Origin of the sequence: Rodentibacter caecimuris (assembly GCF_001019715.1) — a bacterium.
GTDB lineage: Bacteria > Pseudomonadota > Gammaproteobacteria > Enterobacterales > Pasteurellaceae > Rodentibacter > Rodentibacter caecimuris.
This window is the reverse complement of the sequence record NZ_BBXJ01000001.1, coordinates 2285044-2308343: the sequence shown is the minus strand read 5'-3', so window position 1 is coordinate 2308343 and position 23300 is coordinate 2285044. Positions and strand designations below refer to the sequence as shown.

General features: G+C 42.5%; 18 protein-coding genes and 1 pseudogene. 14 read left to right on the top strand and 5 right to left on the bottom strand.

Annotation, left to right across the window (positions count from 1 at the left end; genetic code table 11):
- Positions 1 to 36 precede the first annotated feature (36 nt).
- The 10 genes from tssI (at position 37) to PNEUHYL_RS11325 (ending at position 13977) form a co-directional block, all read left to right on the top strand.
- On the top strand, positions 37 to 5910 hold the full coding sequence (tssI, locus tag PNEUHYL_RS11375) for a type VI secretion system tip protein TssI/VgrG (protein WP_077663961.1): 5874 nt from the start codon (positions 37 to 39) through the stop codon (positions 5908 to 5910).
- A 411-nt stretch (positions 5911 to 6321) separates the two neighbouring features.
- A complete protein-coding gene (locus tag PNEUHYL_RS13500; protein ID WP_164703644.1) occupies positions 6322 to 6756 on the top strand; it encodes a hypothetical protein in 435 nt (144 codons plus the stop codon).
- 102 nt (positions 6757 to 6858) lie between these two features.
- Positions 6859 to 7809 carry an RHS repeat-associated core domain-containing protein gene (locus PNEUHYL_RS13890; protein ID WP_059368472.1) on the top strand — a complete coding sequence of 317 codons (951 nt, stop codon included), beginning with the start codon at positions 6859 to 6861 and terminating at the stop codon, positions 7807 to 7809.
- Positions 7810 to 8103: 294 nt separating this feature from the next.
- On the top strand, positions 8104 to 9144 hold the full coding sequence (locus tag PNEUHYL_RS13885) for an RHS repeat domain-containing protein (RefSeq protein WP_059368469.1): 1041 nt from the start codon (positions 8104 to 8106) through the stop codon (positions 9142 to 9144).
- A gap of 10 nt (positions 9145 to 9154) precedes the next feature.
- The gene (locus PNEUHYL_RS11350) at positions 9155 to 9637 is read left to right on the top strand and encodes a hypothetical protein (RefSeq protein WP_059368466.1); all 483 of its coding nucleotides are present in this window, start codon (positions 9155 to 9157) and stop codon (positions 9635 to 9637) included.
- A gap of 224 nt (positions 9638 to 9861) precedes the next feature.
- Positions 9862 to 10920: an RHS repeat domain-containing protein gene (locus PNEUHYL_RS11345; RefSeq protein ID WP_110890470.1), complete on the top strand. Its 1059-nt coding sequence runs from the start codon at positions 9862 to 9864 to the stop codon at positions 10918 to 10920.
- A gap of 21 nt (positions 10921 to 10941) precedes the next feature.
- Positions 10942 to 11283 carry a hypothetical protein gene (locus PNEUHYL_RS11340; protein WP_059368463.1) on the top strand — a complete coding sequence of 114 codons (342 nt, stop codon included), beginning with the start codon at positions 10942 to 10944 and terminating at the stop codon, positions 11281 to 11283.
- 249 nt (positions 11284 to 11532) lie between these two features.
- Positions 11533 to 11898, top strand: coding sequence for a hypothetical protein (locus PNEUHYL_RS11335; protein ID WP_059368459.1), 366 nt, complete (start codon positions 11533 to 11535; stop codon positions 11896 to 11898).
- 138 nt (positions 11899 to 12036) lie between these two features.
- A complete protein-coding gene (locus PNEUHYL_RS11330; RefSeq protein WP_059368455.1) occupies positions 12037 to 12768 on the top strand; it encodes an RHS repeat domain-containing protein in 732 nt (243 codons plus the stop codon).
- An 87-nt stretch (positions 12769 to 12855) separates the two neighbouring features.
- On the top strand, positions 12856 to 13977 hold the full coding sequence (locus PNEUHYL_RS11325; RefSeq protein WP_059368450.1) for a PucR family transcriptional regulator: 1122 nt from the start codon (positions 12856 to 12858) through the stop codon (positions 13975 to 13977).
- Between the two features lie 14 nt (positions 13978 to 13991).
- On the opposite strand, the gene PNEUHYL_RS11320 is transcribed toward PNEUHYL_RS11325, so the two are convergent.
- Positions 13992 to 15164 carry an MFS transporter gene (locus PNEUHYL_RS11320; RefSeq protein WP_059368447.1) on the bottom strand — a complete coding sequence of 391 codons (1173 nt, stop codon included), beginning with the start codon at positions 15162 to 15164 and terminating at the stop codon, positions 13992 to 13994.
- A gap of 170 nt (positions 15165 to 15334) precedes the next feature.
- Here PNEUHYL_RS11320 and PNEUHYL_RS11315 point away from each other — a divergent pair.
- From PNEUHYL_RS11315 to PNEUHYL_RS11305, 3 genes and pseudogenes are all read left to right on the top strand, one after another.
- Positions 15335 to 15466: pseudogene (locus PNEUHYL_RS11315) on the top strand (helix-turn-helix domain-containing protein); the annotation flags it as partial.
- A 141-nt stretch (positions 15467 to 15607) separates the two neighbouring features.
- Entirely contained in the window at positions 15608 to 16870 is a 1263-nt protein-coding gene (locus PNEUHYL_RS11310; RefSeq protein ID WP_059368442.1) for a GntP family permease, read from the top strand.
- 15 nt (positions 16871 to 16885) lie between these two features.
- Positions 16886 to 18016, top strand: coding sequence for a glycerate kinase (locus PNEUHYL_RS11305; protein WP_059368437.1), 1131 nt, complete (start codon positions 16886 to 16888; stop codon positions 18014 to 18016).
- 211 nt (positions 18017 to 18227) lie between these two features.
- Here the strand turns inward: PNEUHYL_RS11305 and xerD are convergent, their stop codons facing one another.
- From xerD to proC, 3 genes are read right to left on the bottom strand one after another with little or no spacing between them, the layout of a single operon-like run.
- Positions 18228 to 19121 carry a site-specific tyrosine recombinase XerD gene (gene xerD / locus PNEUHYL_RS11300; RefSeq protein WP_059368433.1) on the bottom strand — a complete coding sequence of 298 codons (894 nt, stop codon included), beginning with the start codon at positions 19119 to 19121 and terminating at the stop codon, positions 18228 to 18230.
- Between the two features lie 48 nt (positions 19122 to 19169).
- A complete protein-coding gene (locus PNEUHYL_RS11295; RefSeq protein WP_059368430.1) occupies positions 19170 to 20333 on the bottom strand; it encodes a 3-phenylpropionate MFS transporter in 1164 nt (387 codons plus the stop codon).
- Positions 20333 to 21148: a pyrroline-5-carboxylate reductase gene (proC, locus tag PNEUHYL_RS11290; RefSeq protein WP_059368425.1), complete on the bottom strand. Its 816-nt coding sequence runs from the start codon at positions 21146 to 21148 to the stop codon at positions 20333 to 20335. The genes PNEUHYL_RS11295 and proC overlap by 1 nt, the downstream gene beginning before the upstream one ends.
- 67 nt (positions 21149 to 21215) lie before the next feature.
- On the opposite strand from proC, the gene rdgC reads away from it, so the two are divergent.
- Positions 21216 to 22124, top strand: a complete 909-nt coding sequence (rdgC, locus tag PNEUHYL_RS11285) for a recombination-associated protein RdgC (protein WP_059368420.1) — start codon at positions 21216 to 21218, stop codon at positions 22122 to 22124.
- Between the two features lie 241 nt (positions 22125 to 22365).
- Here the strand turns inward: rdgC and PNEUHYL_RS11280 are convergent, their stop codons facing one another.
- Positions 22366 to 23082 (bottom strand): 7-cyano-7-deazaguanine/7-aminomethyl-7-deazaguanine transporter, encoded by a 717-nt coding sequence (locus PNEUHYL_RS11280; protein WP_059368417.1) that lies wholly within the window; start codon positions 23080 to 23082, stop codon positions 22366 to 22368.
- Between the last annotated feature and the right edge of the window lie 218 nt (positions 23083 to 23300).

Sequence of the window (23300 nt, the reverse complement as noted above, 5' to 3'; positions counted from 1 at the left end):
CCAATGTTGTAACTCACTATCCAGATAGGAATGCTTATGGCAGTTCAATCCGATTATCGTTATAGCCTTACGGTCAACGGCAACAGCCAATTTGATGTAGTCAGTTTTGTCCTGACCGAACATTTATCCTCACTATTCCGTGCCGAGCTGGCGTTAGCCGGTTTTGATAACGCCCCTGCTTTCGCCGAGATTTTAAACCACCCCGCCACCTTAACCTTCTGGCAGGGGGATGTGGCGGTTCGTCATCTCAACGGTATCGTCACCGGTTTCAAACAACAAGAAAGCGGTTTTTCCCGCACCCGTTATCAGATGGTGATTGAACCCGCCTTATCCCGTGCCAACCTACAAGCGGATTTGCGTATTTTCCAACAGCAAGACAGCCAACAGATTATCGAAACCCTGTTGCGTAAAAATCAGGTGACCCAACATCAGTTTCATTTTTCCGATGCTTATTGGACGCGAGAGTATTGTGTGCAATACCGGGAAACCGATTTAGCCTTTATTGAACGCTTAGCGGCAGAAGAAGGCACGTACTATTATTTTGAACATACCGCCGACCATCATATTTTACATTTCTCCAACAGTAGCGGACTTGCCGAATCCAAAGGGCGGCTATTGTATAACGCTATGCCGGCAGGCGAGCGGCCTGAGGCGGCAGTGTGGCATTGGGCTTATGAAGAAAAGTTAGCGGGGACACAGCAAACCCTACGGGATTATACCTTTACCCACCCGCGCTATCACCAAGAGCACCAAGCCGTTCGCAACACCTCGAATATTTTTGGCGAACACCGTGACGCACAGTATGAGAGTTACGATTATCCGGGGCGTTATAAGCGGGATGCACAGGGCAAGCCGTTCACCCGATACCGCTTGGAATACCTTCAACGTGAGGCTGAGCTTGCCACCGCCAAAAGTGACGATTTACGGATGATACCGGGCTATTGTTTCACTTTGACGGGCCATCGTCGGGCCCACTACAATCGAGATTGGCTGGTTGTGGGGGTCACTCATCGCGGTTGGCAGAGTGGGGTATTGGAAGAAGAGAGTGGCGAGCAAGGTAACCGTTATGAAAACGACATCAAACTGATACCGCAGGGACGCCAATGGCGTCCTACTCCGCAACCCAAACCGCGTGTGGACGGACTTCAGGTGGCGCATGTGGTGGGGCCGGCAGAGGAAGAGATTTACTGTGACGAATGGGGGCGGGTGAAAGTCCAGTTCCCGTGGGACAGACAGGGCAATAATGACGAACACAGCTCTTGTTGGATACGGGTCAGCCAAGGCTGGGCGGGGGCGCAGTTCGGCAGTATAGCGATTCCGCGTATCGGGCATGAGGTATTGGTCGGTTTCTTAGAGGGAGACCCGGACCAACCGATTATTACCGGGCGCACCTATCACGGCACCACCGAGCCGCCTTATCCGCTACCGACCCATAAAACCCGCATGACGATTAAATCCAAAACCCACAAAGGGGAGGGGTTTAACGAATTACGTTTCGACGATGAAAAAGAGCAAGAAGAAATCTTTATTCATGCGCAAAAAAACCAAAACAATGTGGTGAATCATGACGAAACCACCAACGTCGGGCGAAATCGCAGCGAAAAAGTCGGACGCCATGAAAAAATCACCGTCGGGAAAAACCGCTCGCAAACTATCAAGCAAAATGAGTTGCTCACGGTAGGCTTTAACCGGATGACCAACATCGCCATGAACGAGTTACATAATGTGGGGATGATGCGCAGTCTGAATGTGTTGCTGAGCCAAAAAGAAATGGTCGGTCAGGATTTTGACTTAACCGTGGGCAAGGATTACCGCATTGATGTGGGCAATAATACCCATTTCAGCACCGCCCAATTATTGACGATGATAAGCCAAAATATGCACGTCACCGGTAAAGATGAAATTCGCTTGGACAGCAAAGGCGGTCAGATTCATCTGAATGAAAAGGGCATTACCTTAAAAGGCATTGTCACCATTGAAGGCCCGCTGACGGTGAAAGGCGAGGCGATGGCAGGTGGCCGCTCGGTGGAGGGCGAATGTATCGCCTGTAAGCAAGCGGCGGCAGTCGGGCGACCGGTCAACCCGATTTTGGGAATTAAACTGCTGACCAATGAAGTGGATTTTGCCTTACCGGGACTGTTACCCCTCACATGGCGTCGGTCATATTACTCGGATATTCCGGCAGGCGAGATGGGTAACTGGTTAGGGCAAGGTTGGCGGGTGAACGGCAGCCAATGGATAGAAGGGCGGTTACAGTCGGTGGCGTTAGATAACCCGTTGGACACCCCATTGAACGACGGCCAAGAAACGCCGCCGAAATCGACCGCACTTGAATCCTTTTATTACCTTGACGAACAGGGACGGGAAATTCCGTTACCGCGCGAGATTGACGGCACACCGATATTTATTCAAGCCGAACAGATTTGGGTGCACTATATCGGGACGGAGACGATTGAAATTGCCAATACGACAAAATCGGTGCGCATGACATTTCGCTGCTTGCCCCCGCAAACCGCCCGACAGAGGCAAGACGGACAAACGTCCATCCGCTATTTCACCTTACAGACAATTCAAGACAACCACGGCAACCGCCAACAGTTCTTGTACGGACAAGGATTATACGGACAACCGCCTCTGCCTTATGCGGTAACAGACGGCAACGGACGGGTCTTTGCGTTACAGTTTAAGCACATGGACGCGACAACGGCGACAGCCTCTCCGATAGCGGCAATGGCAAGTGCGACTATTCCCCCTGAAACGGGCGACCGCTCACCACTGTGGCGGCTGACCGATATTTACTTATTACCCCAGCCTTTTTCCGCAGTCAATCTCACCCAATTACAGGAAACTTTACAAAAACACACCGCACTTTCTGAGGTATCAGAGGTATCAATCAATTCCCCGCTTGGCAAAAAATTAGTCTCTTACCGCTACAACGCCGAAGGGGATTTAATTGAAGTAAAAGACGGCTTAGGCTATGTGGTGCGCAAATTTGCCTATCGCAATCACCTGATGATTGCCCATGAAGATGCCGCAGGCTTAGTTTCCCGTTATGAATATGACCACTATCGCCCAAGCGGCAAGGTAATACGTAATAGCACCAACCTCGGCGAGCGTTGGGAATTTGCCTATTTCCCAAGCTATACGCAAGTGACCGACGTGTTGGGACGAACGGAAGAATATCATTTTGACGAACATCGAGAACTTATCAAATTCGTCGCGGCAAACGGACAGGCAACCCTGCAAGAGAGAGACAAATTAGGCCGGGTGTTAAGTCAAACCGACCCTTCCGGACAAACCCGCTATTTTGAATACAACCCGCAAGGACAAATGACCAAACTCACCCGTCCGGATAATGTGATGTTGTATTTTATGTATGACAATGAGGGGCGTTTAACGGGACAAACGGATGCGCTTGGCAACCTGACCCGTTATCATTATGACGACAGGGGCAAGCTGATTGAGCGTGTTGATGCGTTAAATCAAAAAACGCAGTATGTTTATAATGACAAAGGACTTCTGACTTCCAGTACCGATCCGCTGGGCAATGATACCTTGTTTGCGTATGATGACAACTATCAACTGAGCCAAGTGACGGACTGTTCGGGCAATCAAAGCCGGTTTGGTTATAACGAATGGGGGCAGCTCACCGCACAAACGGATGCGCAGGGTCACACCACCTGCTATGACTACAACGAACGACAACAGCTGATAGCCACAGTGTTACCGAATCAAGAGCGCACCGCTTACCGCTACGACAAGGCGGGGCGTATGACAGAGGTAATGGACCCACAGGGCAACCGAACCCGCTATCAATACCGGGCTGACGGCTTACTCAGTATAAAAACCAATGTACAGGGTCATCACTTCCACTATGATTATGACGTGGCGGGGAGACTGGTAGGACTGACTAACGAAAACCACGCCACCTACCGCTTTGTGTATGACGAATTGGACAGGGTGACTTGGGAGAAGGGGTTTGATGATAAGCTTACGCAGTATGAATATGACCGACAAGGGAATCTTATGCGTCGCACAGATTATGGTGTGACGGAACGTGGCGAGCGGAATAAAGCGGCGATACGGATAGCGGAATTTAAGTACGATAGTTTGGGACAGCTGACCGAAGAAGTTATCCGTCAGGGGGATAACACCCACCAAACCCGATTCCGGTTTGATTTAAACGGACGGATGAGTGCGGTCGAAAGTGGCGGGCAGCAGATTGATTTTCGTTATGATGCGATAGGGCGTTTAGTGGAAGAAAGTCAGGGGGGGAAGCGGCTTGCCTATGATTATGATGCGAATGGCAACCGCTTAAAAACCAGCCTGCCGTCGGGGGATAGTATCGGTTATTTTTACTATGGTACGGGACATTTATCGGGTATCAAGCTCAATCATCAACTCATCAGTGAAATGACGCGGGATACGCTTCATCGAGAAATTGTCCGAAGTCAGGGGCAGCTGAGTGAGTGTTACCGTTATGACGAGATGGGACGGTTGGTGCAACAGCAGGCAGGGCTTGTCCACCACCAAAACGGCGCACAAATTGACCGCACTTACGGCTACGACAGTCTGGGTAATCTGACCCAAACGCGCACGGTGTTCCCGCCTAAACCGTTTGAGGCACCGCAACAGACGCAATATCGGTATGACAATCTGGGGCGGATTGCCAAAGCGGAGAGTCAAGGGCATTCTCAACCTCAAGTCCAAGGTTTTTATTTTGACCCGGCACATAACCTCGTTAACAACCCGACGGAAAAGGTTCAGGACAACCGGGTGGTTAATTATCAGGGTATTCGTTTTACCTATGACAGTTTGGGGAATCTGACTGAACGAAAATCGGCAGAGGATGATTACCAACGTTATACCTATGATTTAAAAAATCGGCTGATAAAAGCGGAGATTTACACCCGTTACAAACAGGAAAGTTGGGGGTATGATTATGACCCGTTGGGCAGACGGTTAGCCAAGTGGAAACTGAACAAAGGGGGCGAAAAAGCGTTACACAGCGAATTTATCTGGGACGGCTCACACTTGGTGCAGGAAATCCGACATGAGCAAAGCGCCCAAAACAGCCCAAAAACCAACCGCACTTTCACCTATATTTACCGCCACCCAAATAGCTATGAGCCGTTGGCGCAATGTCTTGCCCGCACGGACGGACAGGGAAACCGGATTGAGCACGAGGTCAATTACTTCCACTGTGACCAAATCGGCATCCCGAGGGAGATGACGGACAGTGAAGGAAAACTGATTTGGCGGGGGCGTTATGATGCTTGGGGCGATCTTATCCGGGAGCGCTACCCGAACAATGCGGCAGGCACCCACCAGCCGTTCCGCTTACAAAACCAATACTATGACGAAGAAACGGGGTTGCACTATAACTTCCTGCGCTACTATGACCCGATAACGGGGCGGTTTACCACACAAGACCCGATAGGGTTGCAGGGTGGGATGAATCTTTATCAATTTGCACCTAATGTACAGGCATGGGTTGATCTTTTGGGGTTAGCTAGATTCTGTACTAGACCTTTGTCTTTTGCTCCTTTTGGAGTAACTACAGATATAGATAAATCATATCGAGGAGGATTTGATTTAGGAGTGTTTCATGAGCAGATTTTTTTTGATGATGGAACAAATATTGGATATACAAAGACAGGAACTTTCTCTGAAAATTCAATGGAAGGATATAAATGCTCAAATATTTCATTTGATGATTCTATAATGAAGCAAGCGGTTAAAAATGTAAAAGATAGAAAAATTTCTTATAGGGATATTACTAGTGGAAAACTCATAGAAAAACAAAAATTAAAATTTGGGAATGATAATTATGATTTTTTATCTAATAATTGTCAGGATTTTTCAACTGAAGTTGAAAAAGAATACTATAAATTATGGAGGAAAAAGTGAGATTCAAAATAAATCTATTTTTGAGTAATGTATTAGTTTTATTATATATAATACTGTTTTCTTTTTTAGCTTGTATATATCCAGAAAAAGGTATTTTTACCTTAGCTATTTGGTTTGTGAATGAAGATAAGGTGGCTTTATTTGTCCATATTCCTTTTTTTGTTTTACTGCTACAAATTTTCTTAAAGGCTAAATTGGGGTGGTATCAGCCATATTCATTCAAAATACTTTTTATAAACTCAATTACACTTTCTATTATTTCATATTTGATTTTTTGGTCTATATTTATATTGTTTTTCTACCACGGTGAAAGTTAAAGTATAAAGATAAATAATATTGGGTATATTATTATAACCTTAACGACCAACTGATTGAATCTAACACTCGTAAAACCGACAGCTGATTAGTGAAATGACGCGGGATACGCTTCATCGAGAAATTGTCCGAAGTCAGGGGCAGCTGAGTGAGCGTTACCGCTATGACGAGATGGGGCGGTTGGTGCAACAGCAGGCGGGGCTTGTCCACCACCAAAACGGCGCACAAATTGACCGCACTTACGGCTACGACAGTCTGGGTAATCTGACCCAAACGCGCACGGTGTTCCCGCCTAAACCGTTTGAGGCACCGCAACAGACGCAATATCAATATGACAATCTGGGGCGGATTGCCAAAGCGGAGAGTCAAGGGCATTCTCAACCTCAAGTCCAAGGTTTTTATTTTGACCCTGCACATAACCTCGTTAACAACCCGACGGAAAAGGTTCACGACAACCGGGTGGTTAATTATCAGGGTATTCGTTTTACCTATGATGGTTTGGGGAATCTGACTGAACGAAAATCGGCATAGGATGATTACCAACGTTATACCTATGATTTAAAAAATCGGCTGATAAAAGCGGAGATTTACACCCGTTACAAACAGGAAAGTTGGGGGTATGATTATGACCCGTTGGGCAGACGGTTAGCCAAGTGGAAACTGAACAAAGGGGGCGAAAAAGCGTTACATAGTGAATTTATCTGGGACGGTTCTCACTTGGTGCAGGAAATCCGACATGACCACAAAAACGGCACCGAAACCAACCGCACTTTCACCTATATTTACCGCCACCCGAACAGCTATGAGCCACTGGCGCAATGTCTTGCCCGCACGGACGGACAGGGCAACCGGATTGAGCACGAGGTCAATTACTTCCACTGTGACCAAATCGGCATCCCGAGGGAGATGACGGACAGTGATGGTAAACTGATTTGGCGGGGGCGTTATGATGCTTGGGGCGGTTTTATCCGAGAGCGCTACCCGAAAAATACGGCAGGCATCCACCAGCCGTTTCGGTTACAAAACCAATACTATGACGAAGAAACGGGGTTGCATTATAACTTCCTGCGTTACTATGACCCGATAACAGGGCGGTTTATGACACAGGACCCGATAGGGTTGAAAGGTGGGATGAATCTTTATCAATTTGCACCTAATGTACAGGCATGGGTTGATCCTTTGGGATTAGCACGCTTTTGTACTAGAGCCTTGAAAGCTCTTCCTGGAAGCAGTGATATAGATCCTAATTTTAGAGGTGGTTTAGATTTAGGATTCTTTCATGAACATATTTTTTATGATGATGGAACTAATATAGGATATGGTGGAGATGGACTATTCTCTGAGACTTCAATACAAGGATATAAATGTTCTAGCACTCATTATGATGATGAGACTATGAGGCAAGCTGTAAATAATGTGAAAAATAGAACGAAACCAACTTTAGAGAAAGCAGATAATGGGGAAATAGTAATAAGAAATAATCCAGTTTTTGGTAATGATAATTACAGTTTATTAATGAATAATTGTCAAGATTTTGCAACAGAAGTAGAAAAAGACATCTTAAAAATTAAGAAGGTGAAGTAAATATGGGAAAATTAGAGTTAATGATTCAAAATGTATATATTATTATTTATGTTTCTTTAATGAGTATTTTATCTCTTTTGGTTAATGATAGGTTTATGTATTTGTTTTGGCTTTACATGGATAAAAATACTATTTTATTTATATATACACCAATTATTTTTTTTATTTATCAAGTTTATATAAAGTTTTCTGGTAAAGCATATGTCAGTTATTTAGTTTTGATGTTAAATATGATAATTATGATGATTTTATCCTATTTTATTTTCTTTATTATAACTTCTATTTTATTGAGCTATGATCTTATTGCATATTAGATGCAGACGGCTAGCCAAATGGAAACTGAACAACGGGGGCGAAAAAGCGTTACACAGCGAATTTATCTGGGACGGTTCGCACTTGGTGCAGGAAATCCGACATGACCACAAAAACGGCACCGAAACCGACCGCACTTTCACCTATATTTACCGCCACCCAAATAGCTATGAGCCACTGGCGCAATGTCTTGCCCGCACGGACGGACAGGGCAACCGGATTGAGCACGAGGTCAATTACTTCCACTGTGACCAAATCGGCATCCCGAGGGAGATGACGGACAGTGATGGTAAACTGATTTGGCGGGGGCGTTATGATGCTTGGGGTGCTCTTATCCGAGAGCGCTACCCGAAAAATACGGCAGGCACCCACCAGCCGTTTCGGTTACAAAACCAATACTATGATGAAGAAACGGGGTTGCACTATAACTTCCTGCGCTACTATGACCCGATAACAGGGCGGTTTACGACACAGGACCCGATAGGGTTGAAAGGTGGGATGAATTTGTATCGGTTTGAGGGAACGGTGCAGAATCAAACGGATCCCTTGGGATTATTTGCGCCGGCACTTGCACCGGCAGTCCCTTGGATTTTGGAAGGATTGGCGTATGTAGGAACAGCTTTAACAGGCATTCTTATTGCAGCGGGTATTATGGATGCGAAGGAAGAGCATGATAAGGCTCAGTCTGCTACACAAGCTGAAACATCCAAGTGTAAAAAAGATCCTTGTTCAGATTATCCAACACGCTCCGAAGCTAAAAAGCAAGCATTAGCTTCTTCTCAATTAACAGAAAATGATTTAATTGCTAAACGAGGTATTCAAGGTTGGGAGCAATATGCGTATAGCGCCTATCCTCAGGGAGATATAAAGATAGTATCTCATCACCCGTCTGATAGGGATCATCCTTGTCCACATTGGCATATAAGTAATGCTAAAACAGATAATGGAGAAATACAAACTTTTAGCCACGGAGCTTGGAAGTATCAAGGAGGAGGTGCTGTATTTCCTCATCGTTTTAATTAAGGTGTCAAAAATGAAAAATAATAACTATTTATTTATTCAAAAGAAAATTTTACAAAATTGGATTGAAGATCAAAGCTTATCTTCTTTAATAAATAATTCAGAAGAAATAATTCTTTTTCCTGAAACGATATATATATATCAGAAATATAGAAATGTTAGTGAATTTCATAGGATATATGGTTCTTTTAATATTGTGGAATCACTTCGTATATGTATGGATATATTTAATAGTGAAGATTACGTTTATATATTATGTAATCTTATTGTTAAAAATATAGATAATTATAGTATATCAGACAAATACTTCCCTATTTTTAAGATTAATACTACTCAATTGTTTGATTGGTTTAATCTCGCTTTTAAGAAAGAATATGTGTCACTTTATATATTTTCCATAAATAATGATAATTTCTTGGAGATTTCTCTTATGGATGATGAGTATGGAACTAAGCATTATCATTTTACAACCAATAAAATAGGTTTAATTAGATAATTTATGACTAAATAATAAAAATAAACTTTAAATCCAAGAAATCGCTCATAAAAGTAACCGCACTTTCAGCTATATTTACAGCGAAGCGGACGGTTATGTGCCGCTGGTGCAGTGCTATCATTAAACCAACATAAAAATGAAAGAGTAAAACTATGTGGGATAAAAACTGATTGTGGTGGTGTAAATATAGGAAAAGCAAATATAAAGCATAAAATTGAGGCAATCTGATTGAGCGGAAATCGGCAGAGGATGATTACCAACGTTATACCTATGATTTAAAAAATCAGCTGATAAAAGCGGCGATTTACAGCCGTTACAAAGAGGAAAGTTGGGGGTATGATTATGATCCGTTGGGCAGACGGGTCGCCAAATGGAAGTTGACCAAAGGGGGCGAAAAACAGTTACACAGTGAATTTATTTGGGACGGGTCGCACTTGGTGCAGGAAATCCGACATGAGCAAAGCGCGCAAAACGCCCCAAAAACCAACCGCACTTTCACCTATATTTACCGTCACCCGAACAGCTATGAGCCGCTGGTGCAATGTATCGGACGGAAAGAGGAAAAAACTAACCGATTAGAACACGATATAAACTACTTCCACTGCGACCAAATCGGTATCCCGAGGGAGATGACGGATAGTCAAGGTAAACTCATCTGGCGGGGACGCTATGATGCGTGGGGCGGCTTACACTATGACCGCCACCTCACGCAACAAAACCAAGGTCACCAACCGTTCCGTTTACAGAATCAATATTTTGATGAAGAAACAGGGTTACATTATAACTTCCTGCGCTATTATGAACCGATGACGGGGCGGTTTATGACACAAGACCCGATTGGGCTTGCGGGAGGAGAGAATTTTTATCGGTTTGAGGGGACGGTGCAGAATCAAACAGATCCGTTGGGGTTATTCGTACAAGCTATTGTTTTTGCACCGGAGCTTATAGCGTTAGGAAAAGCGGCACTTGTGACGTTGGGCATTCTTGGCGTCGGAGTTGTCGCAGAGGAAGCCATGAAAAATAGAGAGCGGACAGACTCTGAAGCCAAGGCTGAAAGTACATCTAAATGCAATACAAATCAGTGCCCACCCTGTAATCCTCCTGCAGGAGTTAAATTTAATTTTCAAACTCATACAACTCATGATCATGGTAATTGTTTAGGTCGAACAGGATCACAAGTTCACTGGCATTATTCGGTAAATAATCAAAGACCTTATCCTGATTGTACATGTTTTACTACGAAACATGCTTTTGGCGGTTGTGGACCGGCTCCAATGGCTTAATTTTTATAAAAAGGAAATGAAATGAATTTTTTAATTGATGCAAAAATTATAGGTATTAAGTTTGATCTTGATGCAAGTAATGTATTAAAAAGTCAAGATCTTGTATTTGAGGTTGAAAAACTTGAAGACAAATTAATGCGTTATACAGTGAAATTTATTGATGTCAGTAGTTTTCAAGTATTCTTAGAGGTAGGAGAAAAGAGTATATCTCCTTCTTCCTATGAAGCAGATAGTATGTATATATCATCAATAGTTATGTTAGAACAATATAAAAATCATAAAAAATGGCAAATCGCATTGATTGATGATGTAGGTAGTATTGAAATTTTTTCTAATGATATTGAGATTGTTAGAAATAGTTAATAAAAGATTATTAGAATTTATTTTTTAATAAGATATAGGATATTTAATGAAATATACTATCTATAGAAATATAGCTCTCAATGAGCATACAAAAATAAACCAGACAGATGGTTGTAAGATCATCGAAAAGTGAGCTACTGCGTTTTTTCATACATTAGCGCTCACGGAGATGCTGTATATCCAACTCCTAACCAATAATTTGAAAGTAATCCATCTACTGTTTATAGAAGATATACAGGAGAGTGAACGATGAAAAAATTTTTAGTTATATTTCTTTTACTTTTTTTCTCTCATGCATATGCTGGTGGAAAAGAGTTTAATCTGTATGCATGGGTGAAAGGAAAAGATAAAGTTTTTTCTATACATGATAAAAAAATTTTAGGATATGGGAAACTATATCAATTCTTAGTACAAACTACAGATGTTCCTAAAGAGACCAAAGTAACTGTATATGTAGATTCAAAAGTTAGCTTTTATGATGTGTCAAATTTACTGGGATTATTACAAAAAATTGGCTATGAAACAGTAATTTTTGTAGTTAATGTTGAAAATAACAAAATGGTAGAATATGTTCGAAGCCCTGTAGTACCTTTTGAAGGTAACTTTCCCAAATAGTATATTTTTGGTTAAGGCTCGACCAATAATTTCTAAGAAGGATAGTTATTCAGCATCAAGATGTTCAAAGGTATCAACAGATAGCTGTGTAGAAAGTTGTGTTACAAAAAAATGTATTGAATATGTGTACAACCGCTGATGGCGATACAGACATATCATGAACGGTTTTGTTTTGACCCAGCACATAATCTGATTGAGCGTGACAACCAAGTGATAAAAAACAACCGCCTCAGCCACTATGCCGGCGTCGGTTTTACTTACGACAGCTTAGGTAACACCCTAGCAACCACCTACGACAAGGATAATCGCGTCAGTTACCGCTACGACTTACACGACCGTCTGATAGGTGCAGAGATTACCACCCGTTACCGAAAAGAACGTTGGGTCTATTATTATGACGCCATCGGCAGACGGATAGCCAAAGCAAAACGGAACAAACAGGGCGAACTGGAAATCCACACCGTGTTCGTTTGGGACGGTAGTCACTTAGTGCAGGAAATCCATAAAGCGCAAGCGCAAAACGTCCAAAACACAGCAAAAACTGACCGCACTTTTACCTACATCTATCGCCACCCGGACAGCTACGAACCGCTGGCGCAATGTATTGGACGGAAGATGGAACGAGAGGAAAACCCTCACCGCCTTGAGCATGAGATAAACTACTTCCACTGCGACCAAATCGGCATACCAAGGGAGATGACGGACAGCCAAGGTAAACTCATCTGGCGTGGACGTTATGATGCGTGGTGCGGCTTACACTATGACCGCCACCTCGCCCAACAAAATCAAGGCCACCAACCGTTCCGCTTACAGAACCAATACCTTGACCAAGAAACGGGGTTACATTATAACTTCCTCTGCCTGATTTAGTTTGTATGAGTATTAACACCAAAGTTCATTGACGAATAACTTAGTTGGTTATACCGTGTATTCATCTTTTTCTATAAAAAAACCAATATGCAACTTGATACAACTATTGCACAAAAAATCGTTAAACGTGCGATGCAAATTATTCATTATTCCGTGAACGTGATGAATGATGACGGCGTGATTATTGCCTCCGGAAATCCTGAACGTTTATCGCAACGACATACCGGAGCGGTATTGGCGTTACGGGAAAATAGGGTAGTGGAAGTGGATCAACTCTTAGCCCAAAAATGGAATTTTGAAGCCCGGCCGGGGATTAATCTCCCCATTCATTATTTAGGAAAAGCGATAGGGGTGGTTGGGATTTCCGGTGAGCCTACGCAGGTGAAACAATATGCGGAATTGGTGAAAATGACCGCGGAATTGATTGTAGAGCAACACGCATTATTGGAGCAAGAAAGTTGGCACCGCCGTTACAAAGAAGAATTTATTTTGCAGTTATTGCGTGGTGATTTGAATTGGCAAGAAACCGAGCGACAAGCCAAATTTTTTGCTTTTGATTTAACCAAATCTCGAGTGGTGATTTTGATTAAATTGTTATCCCCGAATCCTGATTCCTTACAGCATTTGATCAATTATTTAGATCAACCTGAATTTACGCAGGATGTGGCGATTTTATCGCTCGATCAAATTGTCGTGTTAAAAACACTGTCGATTTCAACCGCACTTTCTCAGCAAATAAAAGCGTTACTTCCGACAGATTACACAAAACATAATTATAAAATTGCAGTCGGTGCAAGTTTGAATGTGCCCTTATCCGAACAACTTCCCCTTTCTTTTCAAAGCGCCCAAAGTACATTGGCTTACGGTATGAAACATCATCCGAGAAAAAATATTTATCGCTTTGAGGAATATCGTTTGCCGGTATTGTTGACCGGTTTATCCTCTTCTTGGCAAGGTCAGGAATTGTTAAAGCCGGTTGTCCCTTTATTTGCAGGGGAAAACGCCACGCTTTATAAAACGTTGCAACAATATTTTTTGGCAAATTGCGATCTTCATCTCACAGCCGAAAAACTATTTATTCACCCCAATACCCTGCGTTATCGGCTTGCTAAAATTGAACAATTAACTGGCTTATCTTTCAATAAGATAGATGATATGTTGAGTCTTTATTTGAGTACGATATTGGTTATAAATGGTAATAATGATTAAAAGTCGTAAACTTTTTAAGTTTCTAAGCGATGATAGCTTTTAGTCAAATAATAAATAAAAAAGAGCGATGAAATACTCATTACAATAATATTCACCCATTGCCACCCATTTGGAAAAGCCAATGTAAATCCCGCAAGAAAGGAAAATGTTAAGTTGCCGGAATAGGTGAATATTGAACTAATACTTTGCAATTTATGCTTAATGTCATGATTAATTTCATTAAGATAAAATGTTCCGCCACTAAACATTAATGCCCAACCTATACCGGAAAAAAATAGAGAAATAACATAACTATAATATGGGGATAATAGAAAAATACTTATTGAACCAAAAGTAAAACATAAACTACCAAATAAAATTAGGGTACCGGTTTTAATTTTTTCAATTAAAAATGGAATGAATAGGGCAGGTACATACATACCAATAAAATGTAATTGTAATGCAAATACATTTTGTGACACAGGATAGTGATTATTATGCATTGATAATGGTGCAGAATTCATCATTAAAGTCATTAATGAAAATCCAATAGTACAACTTAGTGTTCCAATAATAAAATTTCTGGAACGATATATCTGCTCTTTATTTAGTAAACTTATAGATTTAGGTAGTGAAGACTCTTTTTCAATAAAAACAAAAAATTGGCTAACAATCAATAGGGAAAATATTATGATAATAAAAATAAAATTACCCATTAGATCATGATTTGAAATGAAATTAACGCCTTTCCCTGCCAGAAAAGGGCCTAATATTCCTCCAAGAATGCCGGAACCAATAACTAATGAGGTTGATCTTTTCTTCCATATTTCATTACTAAAAATCTCTGCTGCCGCAAATCTATAAAATTGGTTAAATATCGTCGCATTACCAAGAATAAATGTTGAAAATAGAAAAAGCACAAAGTGCTGATAATATAATGCAACTATTGCCAAAATTGCACCCAAAATACCAATGAAACCGCTTATGATAAATGCTCTTCTTCGACCGTATTTTTTCATTAATAAACTTGCATAATAAATCATACAAAATGAACCTAGAACCGTCATTGTCATAGGAAGGGTTATCAGTATTTCTGTTGGCGCTAGAGATTTACCCACAAGAGCAGAGGTTAATGTCAGTAAAGAAATTACCGTTCCGCTTAAACCTTGACCCAAACAAAGTGCTATTAAAGTAATATATTTTTTCATAAATATACCCCTAATTTATTTTTGACTATCAATTATTCTAGTTCATATGATTGAGCTTTATTTTGATGAATGATAGAAGAGTTTATTAGAAAGTTTATTCTAGTTAAGAAAATTACAAAAAACCAACAAAATAAAAACAATCATTCAAGAGCGGAAAAACTTTATTTTAAAACTGTGATCATTCTCACATCACTGAAAAACTATTTATTCATCCCAATACCCTATGTTATCGACTTGCTAAGATTGAACAAATAATAGATTTATCTTTCAATAAGATAGATGATGTATTGGACTTTATTTAGGTACATTGGTAGAACATTGATTTGTTCAAAATCACAAAATGAGGTAGGTTTAACCGCACTTTTTTGTTGATATGAATAAAGCAATTTTTTGTTAAACGGGAAATAATCTTTCATATCTGATTATTTGAGAGGAGAGAAATTATGACAACCGTATCTGCTTTAGGGGCATTGGTGGCGTTGGTCGTTGCCATTTTCCTAATTTTGAAAAAAGTATCGCCTGCTTATGGGATGTTAGTCGGGGCATTAGTGGGGGGCTTGGTTGGCGGTGTGGATTTATCACAAACCGTGAGCTTAATGATCGGCGGTGCACAAGGGATTACGACTGCCGTGATGCGTATTTTAGCCGCCGGTGTGCTAGCCGGCGTGTTGATTGAATCCGGTGCGGCAAATTCCATTGCGGAAAGTATCACGAATAAGCTTGGTGAAACCCGTGCGTTATTGGCGTTGGCATTAGCCACGATGATCTTAACCGCAGTAGGAGTATTTGTGGATGTGGCAGTAATTACCGTTTCGCCGATAGCCTTAGCTTTGGCGCGTCGCACCGATTTATCCAAGGCGGCAATTTTATTAGCGATGATTGGCGGAGGGAAAGCGGGCAATATTATGTCGCCAAATCCGAATGCCATTGCGGCGTCGGATACTTTTCATTTGCCGCTGACTTCCGTGATGATGGCTGGTGTTATTCCGGCAATATTTGGTTTAATGCTCACTTATTTCTTGGCAAAACGACTTATTAATAAGGGCGCTAAAGTAACAGATAAAGAAGTGGTGATGGTTGAAAGTCAAAATTTACCTTCATTTTTAACCGCACTTGTTGCCCCGTTAGTAGCGATTTTATTACTTGCCCTTCGTCCCTTATTTGATATTAAAGTAGATCCGCTTATCGCCTTACCGCTAGGCGGCTTAATTGGTGCGCTTTGTATGGGCAAATTACGCCAAGCAAACAGTTATGCTATCAGTGGTTTGGGAAAAATGGCACCGGTGGCGATTATGTTGCTTGGCACAGGGGCATTAGCCGGCATTATTGCCAATTCCGGTTTGAAAGATGTGTTGATTCAAGGATTGGAACATTCCGGCTTGCCTTCCTACATTCTTGCACCGATTTCAGGGGCGTTAATGTCTCTTGCCACCGCTTCTACTACCGCAGGCACAGCGGTTGCCTCTAATGTCTTCAGCAGTACCTTATTGGAACTTGGTGTGAGCAGCCTCGCCGGTGCAGCGATGATTCACGCAGGGGCGACGGTGTTTGATCATATGCCTCATGGTTCTTTCTTCCACGCCACCGGTGGTAGCGTGAATATGGAGATAAAAGAACGTTTAAAATTGATTCCTTACGAAAGTGCGGTCGGTTTGGTGATGACCCTTATTTCTACCTTAATTTTCGGTGTCTTTAACCTATTCTAATCAAGGAGTACAAAAATGAAAATTGTGATAGCCCCTGATTCTTTTAAAGAAAGTTTAACCGCACTTGAAGTGGCAACTGCCATTGAAACAGGCTTTAAACGTGTTTTTCCTGATGCGGAATATGTGAAATTACCTATGGCGGATGGCGGCGAAGGGACAGTGCAATCCTTAGTGGATGCGACCCAAGGTAACATCGTGGAATGTGAAGTTACCGCCCCCTTGGGGGAAAAAATCAACAGTTTCTTTGGGTTATCCGGTGATGGTAAAACCGCAATTATCGAAATGGCAGCGGCTTCGGGATTGCATTTGGTTTCAGCGGAAAAACGTAATCCGTTACTTACCACCAGTTACGGCACGGGTGAATTAATCAAACAAGCCCTTGAGCTTGGTGTGGAAAAACTCATTCTTGGCATTGGCGGTAGTGCGACTAATGACGGTGGCGTGGGAATGTTGCAGGCACTAGGCATACAATTTCTAGATATTCAAGGCAATCAAATTGGCTTTGGTGGGGCAGAGTTAGCGAAGATCGAAAAAATTGATTTTCAAAAATTGGACGCACGCTTACAAAATATACAGATTGAAGTGGCTTGCGATGTGAATAATCCTCTTTGTGGCGAGCGTGGCGCCTCTGCTATTTTCGGTCCGCAAAAAGGGGCGACAGCGGAGATGGTACAACAACTTGATTGCGCATTAGCCCATTTTGCGAAAATTGCCAAATGGGATGGTGGTAAGGATATTGCAGAGCTGGCAGGTGCAGGAGCGGCAGGTGGCATGGGCGGCGGATTGTTGTTATTGCCAAATGTGCAACTTAAAGCCGGCGTACAAATTGTATTAGAGAATTTACGACTTGCCGATTACGTGCAAGATGCCGATTATGTTATTACTGGCGAAGGGCGAATGGATGCGCAAAGTATTATGGGCAAAACCCCTATTGGCGTAGCACGGACGGCGAAACAATTCAACAAACCGGTGATTGCCATTGTCGGCTGTTTGCGTGAAGACTACGATGTGGTTTATGCCCACGGTATTGACGCGGTTTTCCCGATTATCCGCCAGTTAGGTGAGTTGTCCGAGGTTCTCAAACAAGGCGAACAGAACTTAATTTCTGCCGCGCAGAATGTAGCGAGATTGTTGGCGTTGAAGTAAGCGGTTAAACGACATGATGTAGCAAATGCACAATTAAAAAAAATGTAAGGACGCCACGTTAGCGTCCGTAAAAATTAAATGATTTTAAAAGGTTGTATGGAGGACGCCGGCGTGGCGTCCCTACCTATGAGATAAAATTTAAGTTTGTGCAACGGCTACATAATAGAGCGGTTAAACAAAAGTGCGGTGATTTTTAACCGCACTTTTTCGTTTATCCCCTTGGGTGAAATCGTTCATGCAAGCGTTTTAACCGCTCTTTTGCAACATGTGTGTAGATTTGTGTGGTGGATAAATCGCTATGCCCCAGTAGCATTTGCACCACGCGTAAATCCGCACCATGATTGACTAAATGGGTGGCGAAAGCGTGGCGGAGTACGTGGGGTGAGAGTGCGTCCGCATCAATCTCGGCAAGCACGGCATAATGTTTAATACGATGCCAGAAAGTTTGGCGGGTCATTTGTTGTGCCCGTTGGCTAGGGAACACAATATCGGAACTTTGTCCGTTTAATAAAACGGGGCGGGCATAAAGAACAAATTGGCGAACCCAATATGCCGCTTCTTCCCCCATCGGGACAATACGTTCTTTGTTTCCTTTGCCGATGACCCGCACAACCCCTTGTTGTACGCTCATATTTTCAATGGTGAGCGACACCAATTCCGTTACACGCAAACCTGTGGCGTAAAGCAATTCCAACATCGCTTTATCGCGCAATTCTAAAGGGATTTCCACATTCGGCGTATTGAGTAAGTCGGTAACTTGTTGTTCGCTTAAATATTTTGGCAGACGGCTTGGTAATTTGGGTGAGCTTAATATTGCGCTCGGATCATCCGCACGATATTTTTCACGGTATAAATACTGGAATAATTTTCGCATGGCACTTAATAGCCGTGCAGTACTGGTCGCTTTATAGCCTTGCTCGACCCGTTCCCCGAGGAAATGCTGTAAATCCACTGCATCTAAGGTTTCAAGGGAAAGATGATGTTGCTCCAACCAATGACAAAGTGCGGTCAGATCCAACCGATAAGATTGCACGGTATTTTCAGAAAGCCCTTTTTCAATCCAGTATTCGTTAAGGAAGAGCTCCACCAATGACAAATTATTCATAATTTCCTTCGTATTTATCTTCACATCTTTGTTGGAACAGAATACCGCCTAATTTTGTTTGACCAAAAATGCCTCTAATTTTCGTGGTATCACTAAGAGCGAGAGCGCCGCTATAACGCTCATTAATAAGAACGTCATGGTTGGCGAAATCGGATAGATTAAGCCGGAGAGAGCCGAAAACAGTGCAATAAGTGCGCCATTTGATAAGCCGTTATACAGCCCTTGCAATTTTGCAATGTGGTTTTGTGGTTGTGTGGTGATATAACGCACAATCGCATAATGGCAAGCGGCATAAGTGAGGCTATGCGCCAGTTGGAGCGGTAAAATTTGCCAAAAAGTATCGGCGTAAGCCAAGCCTGCCCAACGTAAAATAGATACGATTGCGGAAAGAAAGAAAATCAGACTGACCGCCCAATTTTGGAATAACCGGCGTGAAAAGAAGAACAATAAAATTTCCGCTAATACGCCTATCCCCCAAAGCAGACTGGTTTGAGAAACGGAAATACCGATGCTTGTCCAATAAATGGTACTGTACACATAATAGGCAGCGTGGGAGCTTTGAATCAGCCCTACTCCAATCATCACCCGTAACGTGGTTGAATTTTTGAGTAATGTCAAAAAGCCGATTTGAGTCGGCGTACTGTCTATTAGCGTTTCATCTTTTGGCGGAATGGTTGGTTTGAGTAGCTGAATTAGGGTATAAAACAGCAAAAGTGCGGTCAAAATCCATACGATATTTTGTTCTCCGACCCAGTCTATCATACCGCCAAAGACAACTACGCCCAGAATGAAAGCGGCAGAGCCGATTAAGCGTACTTTGCCGTAATCCAAACCGATTTGGCGTTGCCAAGTGGACGCTAACGAATCGCCAATCGGCATACCGGCGGAATTGACCATAGCAAAAAGTCCAATCGCAAAAAACAGTAACCAAAAATTATCGGCAACTAAACTCATGGTAGCCATAATCAGGGCGGAACATAAAGCCAATAATCGCAGGGAATTGATAATGTGATCGGCTTTTTTGATTAACGAAGAGAAAAATAATCCGCCGATAAAACGGAAAATATAGGCACTACCGATCACAAGCCCGATCATTTCTTCGCCGTATTGTTGTGATTTCAACCAAGCAGGAAAGAACGGCAAAAATACGCCATAAGCACAGTAGTAGCCGAGAAAGCTCAGTGCGAGCCAGTAAAAAGGACGAACTTGCATTAGAATAAGGTTTCCATTTCTTGTGAGCGTGCAACACAGGCGTGCATTGCTTCCGCTATGGTTTGATTAAATTGCCGCGTATTGAACACCTCCAACGCAGCAGCAGTAGTGCCGCCTTTTGATGTGACATTTTCTCTTAACGTGGCAAGCGTAATCTGTGGGTTTTCCATCACCATTTTAGCCGCGCCAAGCATAGATTGCTGCACCAGTTGGCGGGCGGTGTTTGCATCTATATTCATTTCGATCAAAGCCTGTTGCATTGCTTCTAACATTAAAAAGAAATAGGCGGGGCTACTGCCGGATGCGGCGGTTACGGCGTGCATTTGGCTTTCGTCTTCAATCCAAACGGTTTTTCCCACTGCCGCCAATAATCGTTCCGCCAAAGTGCGGTCGATTTCAGCGGTATTTTTTGAGGCAAACAGCCCTGCCATTCCCTCACCCACTAATGCCGGCGTGTTTGGCATTACCCGCACAATGGATTTTGCACTAGGAATCAAGGCTTGCAAGCGGGCAGTGGAAATACCTGCGGCAATAGAAATGAATAATTTATCGGAAAAATCAACCGCACTTAGCGACTGACAAACCTCCGCCATCATTTGCGGTTTAACGGCAAGTAAGACAATATCGGCGCGAGAGGCGCTTTCTTCATTATTTTCTGCCGTTTGCACGCCTAGTTTGGTAAAGCTTTCCCGTTTTTCCCGATTAGGATCGTTCACAATAATTTGTGTTGCCGGATACCCTTGTTTTAACAACCCCAACACAATAGCCTGTGCCATATTACCACCACCGATAAAGGCGATTAATTTTTGCTGCATCATTTTTTCCTGTCAGTTTATGGGCTACAATGACGCCCATTTTACCTGATTATGAAGGAAGTGTACGATGTGGTTTAAAAATTTAATGACATATAGAATCACAAAGCCCTTAGAATGGGATCTCGAACAATTACAAACACAGCTTGAATCTTGCCGATTTCATCCTTGCGGTGCACAAGATCAAAGTAAGTTCGGTTGGGGACAGCCGTTGCGCGGATCGGATTTATTATATTTTTTCTCTACTAAACAGATTTTATTGGTGGCAAAAAAGGAAGAAAAAATCTTACCGGCAAATGTGGTAAAACGTGAGTTGGATGAGCGTATTGAAAGTGTGGAACAAAAAGAAAACCGCAAACTGAAAAAAGTAGAAAAACAAACGTTAAAAGATGATGTGGTGATGAACCTGTTGCCACGGGCGTTCAGTAAAAATCAGCATACGGCGTTGTGGATTGATACGGAAAATCAACTTATTCATGTGGATGCGGCATCAAGCAAACGTGCGGAAGATACATTGGCATTATTGCGAAAATCCCTTGGTTCTTTGCCTGTTGTTCCCTTGGCGTTTGCGCAGGAACCCAGCACGATTTTGACCCATTGGATCACGCAAGACAGCCTGCCGCACTGGCTCATCGCCCTTGAAGAAGCCGAGCTGCGCGGCAGCCAAGAAGACAGCGTGATTCGTTGCAAAAAACAACCCCTTGAAAACGAGGAAATCCTTGCGCTATTACAAGAAGGGAAAAAAGTGGTCAGCAAATTAGCCTTGGAATGGGAAGATACCCTCACTTTTGTGTTTAATGAAGATTGCACGATCAAACGCTTGAAATTTGCCGACAACGTACGCGAGAAAAATGAGGATATTTTAAAAGAAGATTTCGCCCAGCGATTTGATGCGGATTTTGTGTTAATGACAGGGATTATCGCCAAATTAACTGAAAATTTATTGGACGAGTTTGGCGGGGAGAAAGCCAGATTATAATGAAAAGTGCGGTTAAATTTGACCGCACTTTGTTTGATTTTCGGTATGATTTAGCAGTTGCACAAACTTAAATTTTATCTCATTGGTAGTGATGCCATGCCGGTGTTCGCCATACAACCTTTTAAAATCATTTAATTTTTACGGACGCCAGCGTGGCGTCCCTACATTTTCTTTAAATTGTGTATTTGTGACATATACCATTGATTTTCGATATGATGTCGTGTTGTACAACACGGGCATGTTAATGTGAATAAGACGCCTTGTTTTGACCGCTTAGGGCTTGGAGTTTACGTAAAATAAAGCTTAATACTACGCCATAAGCCGGCACAAATAGCAAAATGCCAATAAATAGTTTGAATAAGTAATCCACAAACCCAAGCTGTATCCAATGCTCCGCCATGAAAGTGTCCGTGCTTTGATAAAATGCCACGCCGAAAAACACGAACGTGTCGGCAAGCGAGCCGAATAGCATCGAACTGCTTGGTGCGATCCACCATGTTTTAAGTTGTCGTAATCGGTTAAATACCGAAACATCCAATAATTGCCCCACCACATAAGCCAAAAAGCTGGCGAGTGCGATGCGGAAGACAAACAGATCAAAGTTGCTTAATGCCTCAATGCCCTGAAATTGAGAATCGGAAAACAGCACGGAGATGACATAACTCACGATTAGCGCCGGAATCATCACGATAAAAATAATCCAACGGGCTTCTTTTGCACCGAATACACGTACGGTTAAATCCGTAGCGAGGAAAATAAAGGGAAAAGTAAGCGTTCCCCAAGTGCTGTGAAAAGAAAAGTTTTCTGCGGCGCCAAGTGCGGTCAGTTTTAGAGTAATTTCAAAGGGAATTTGTACTAAATAATTGCTTGCCGCAATGATTAGAATATGGAAAAAACTTAACCAAATAAGAGCGGTGCGCTTTTGTTGCGCATTAAAAATAGAATGTTGGATTTTCATGTTATACCTTTTTAATTTAATGGAAAATCGGGGTGAGGGAACCCGAGTTAAAATAAGGACTCGAATCTTACTAAGATTTACCGGAATTGCAAGTAAAGATAGGAAAAGAGGGTATTCAATTTATAGATCTGTGTTAGCTGATAGTTGAGGTAATGTAATAGCAATAATCGAATTGATTGTTTTTTGTGCGTTTGCTACATAAAAGTGAAGAAACTTGT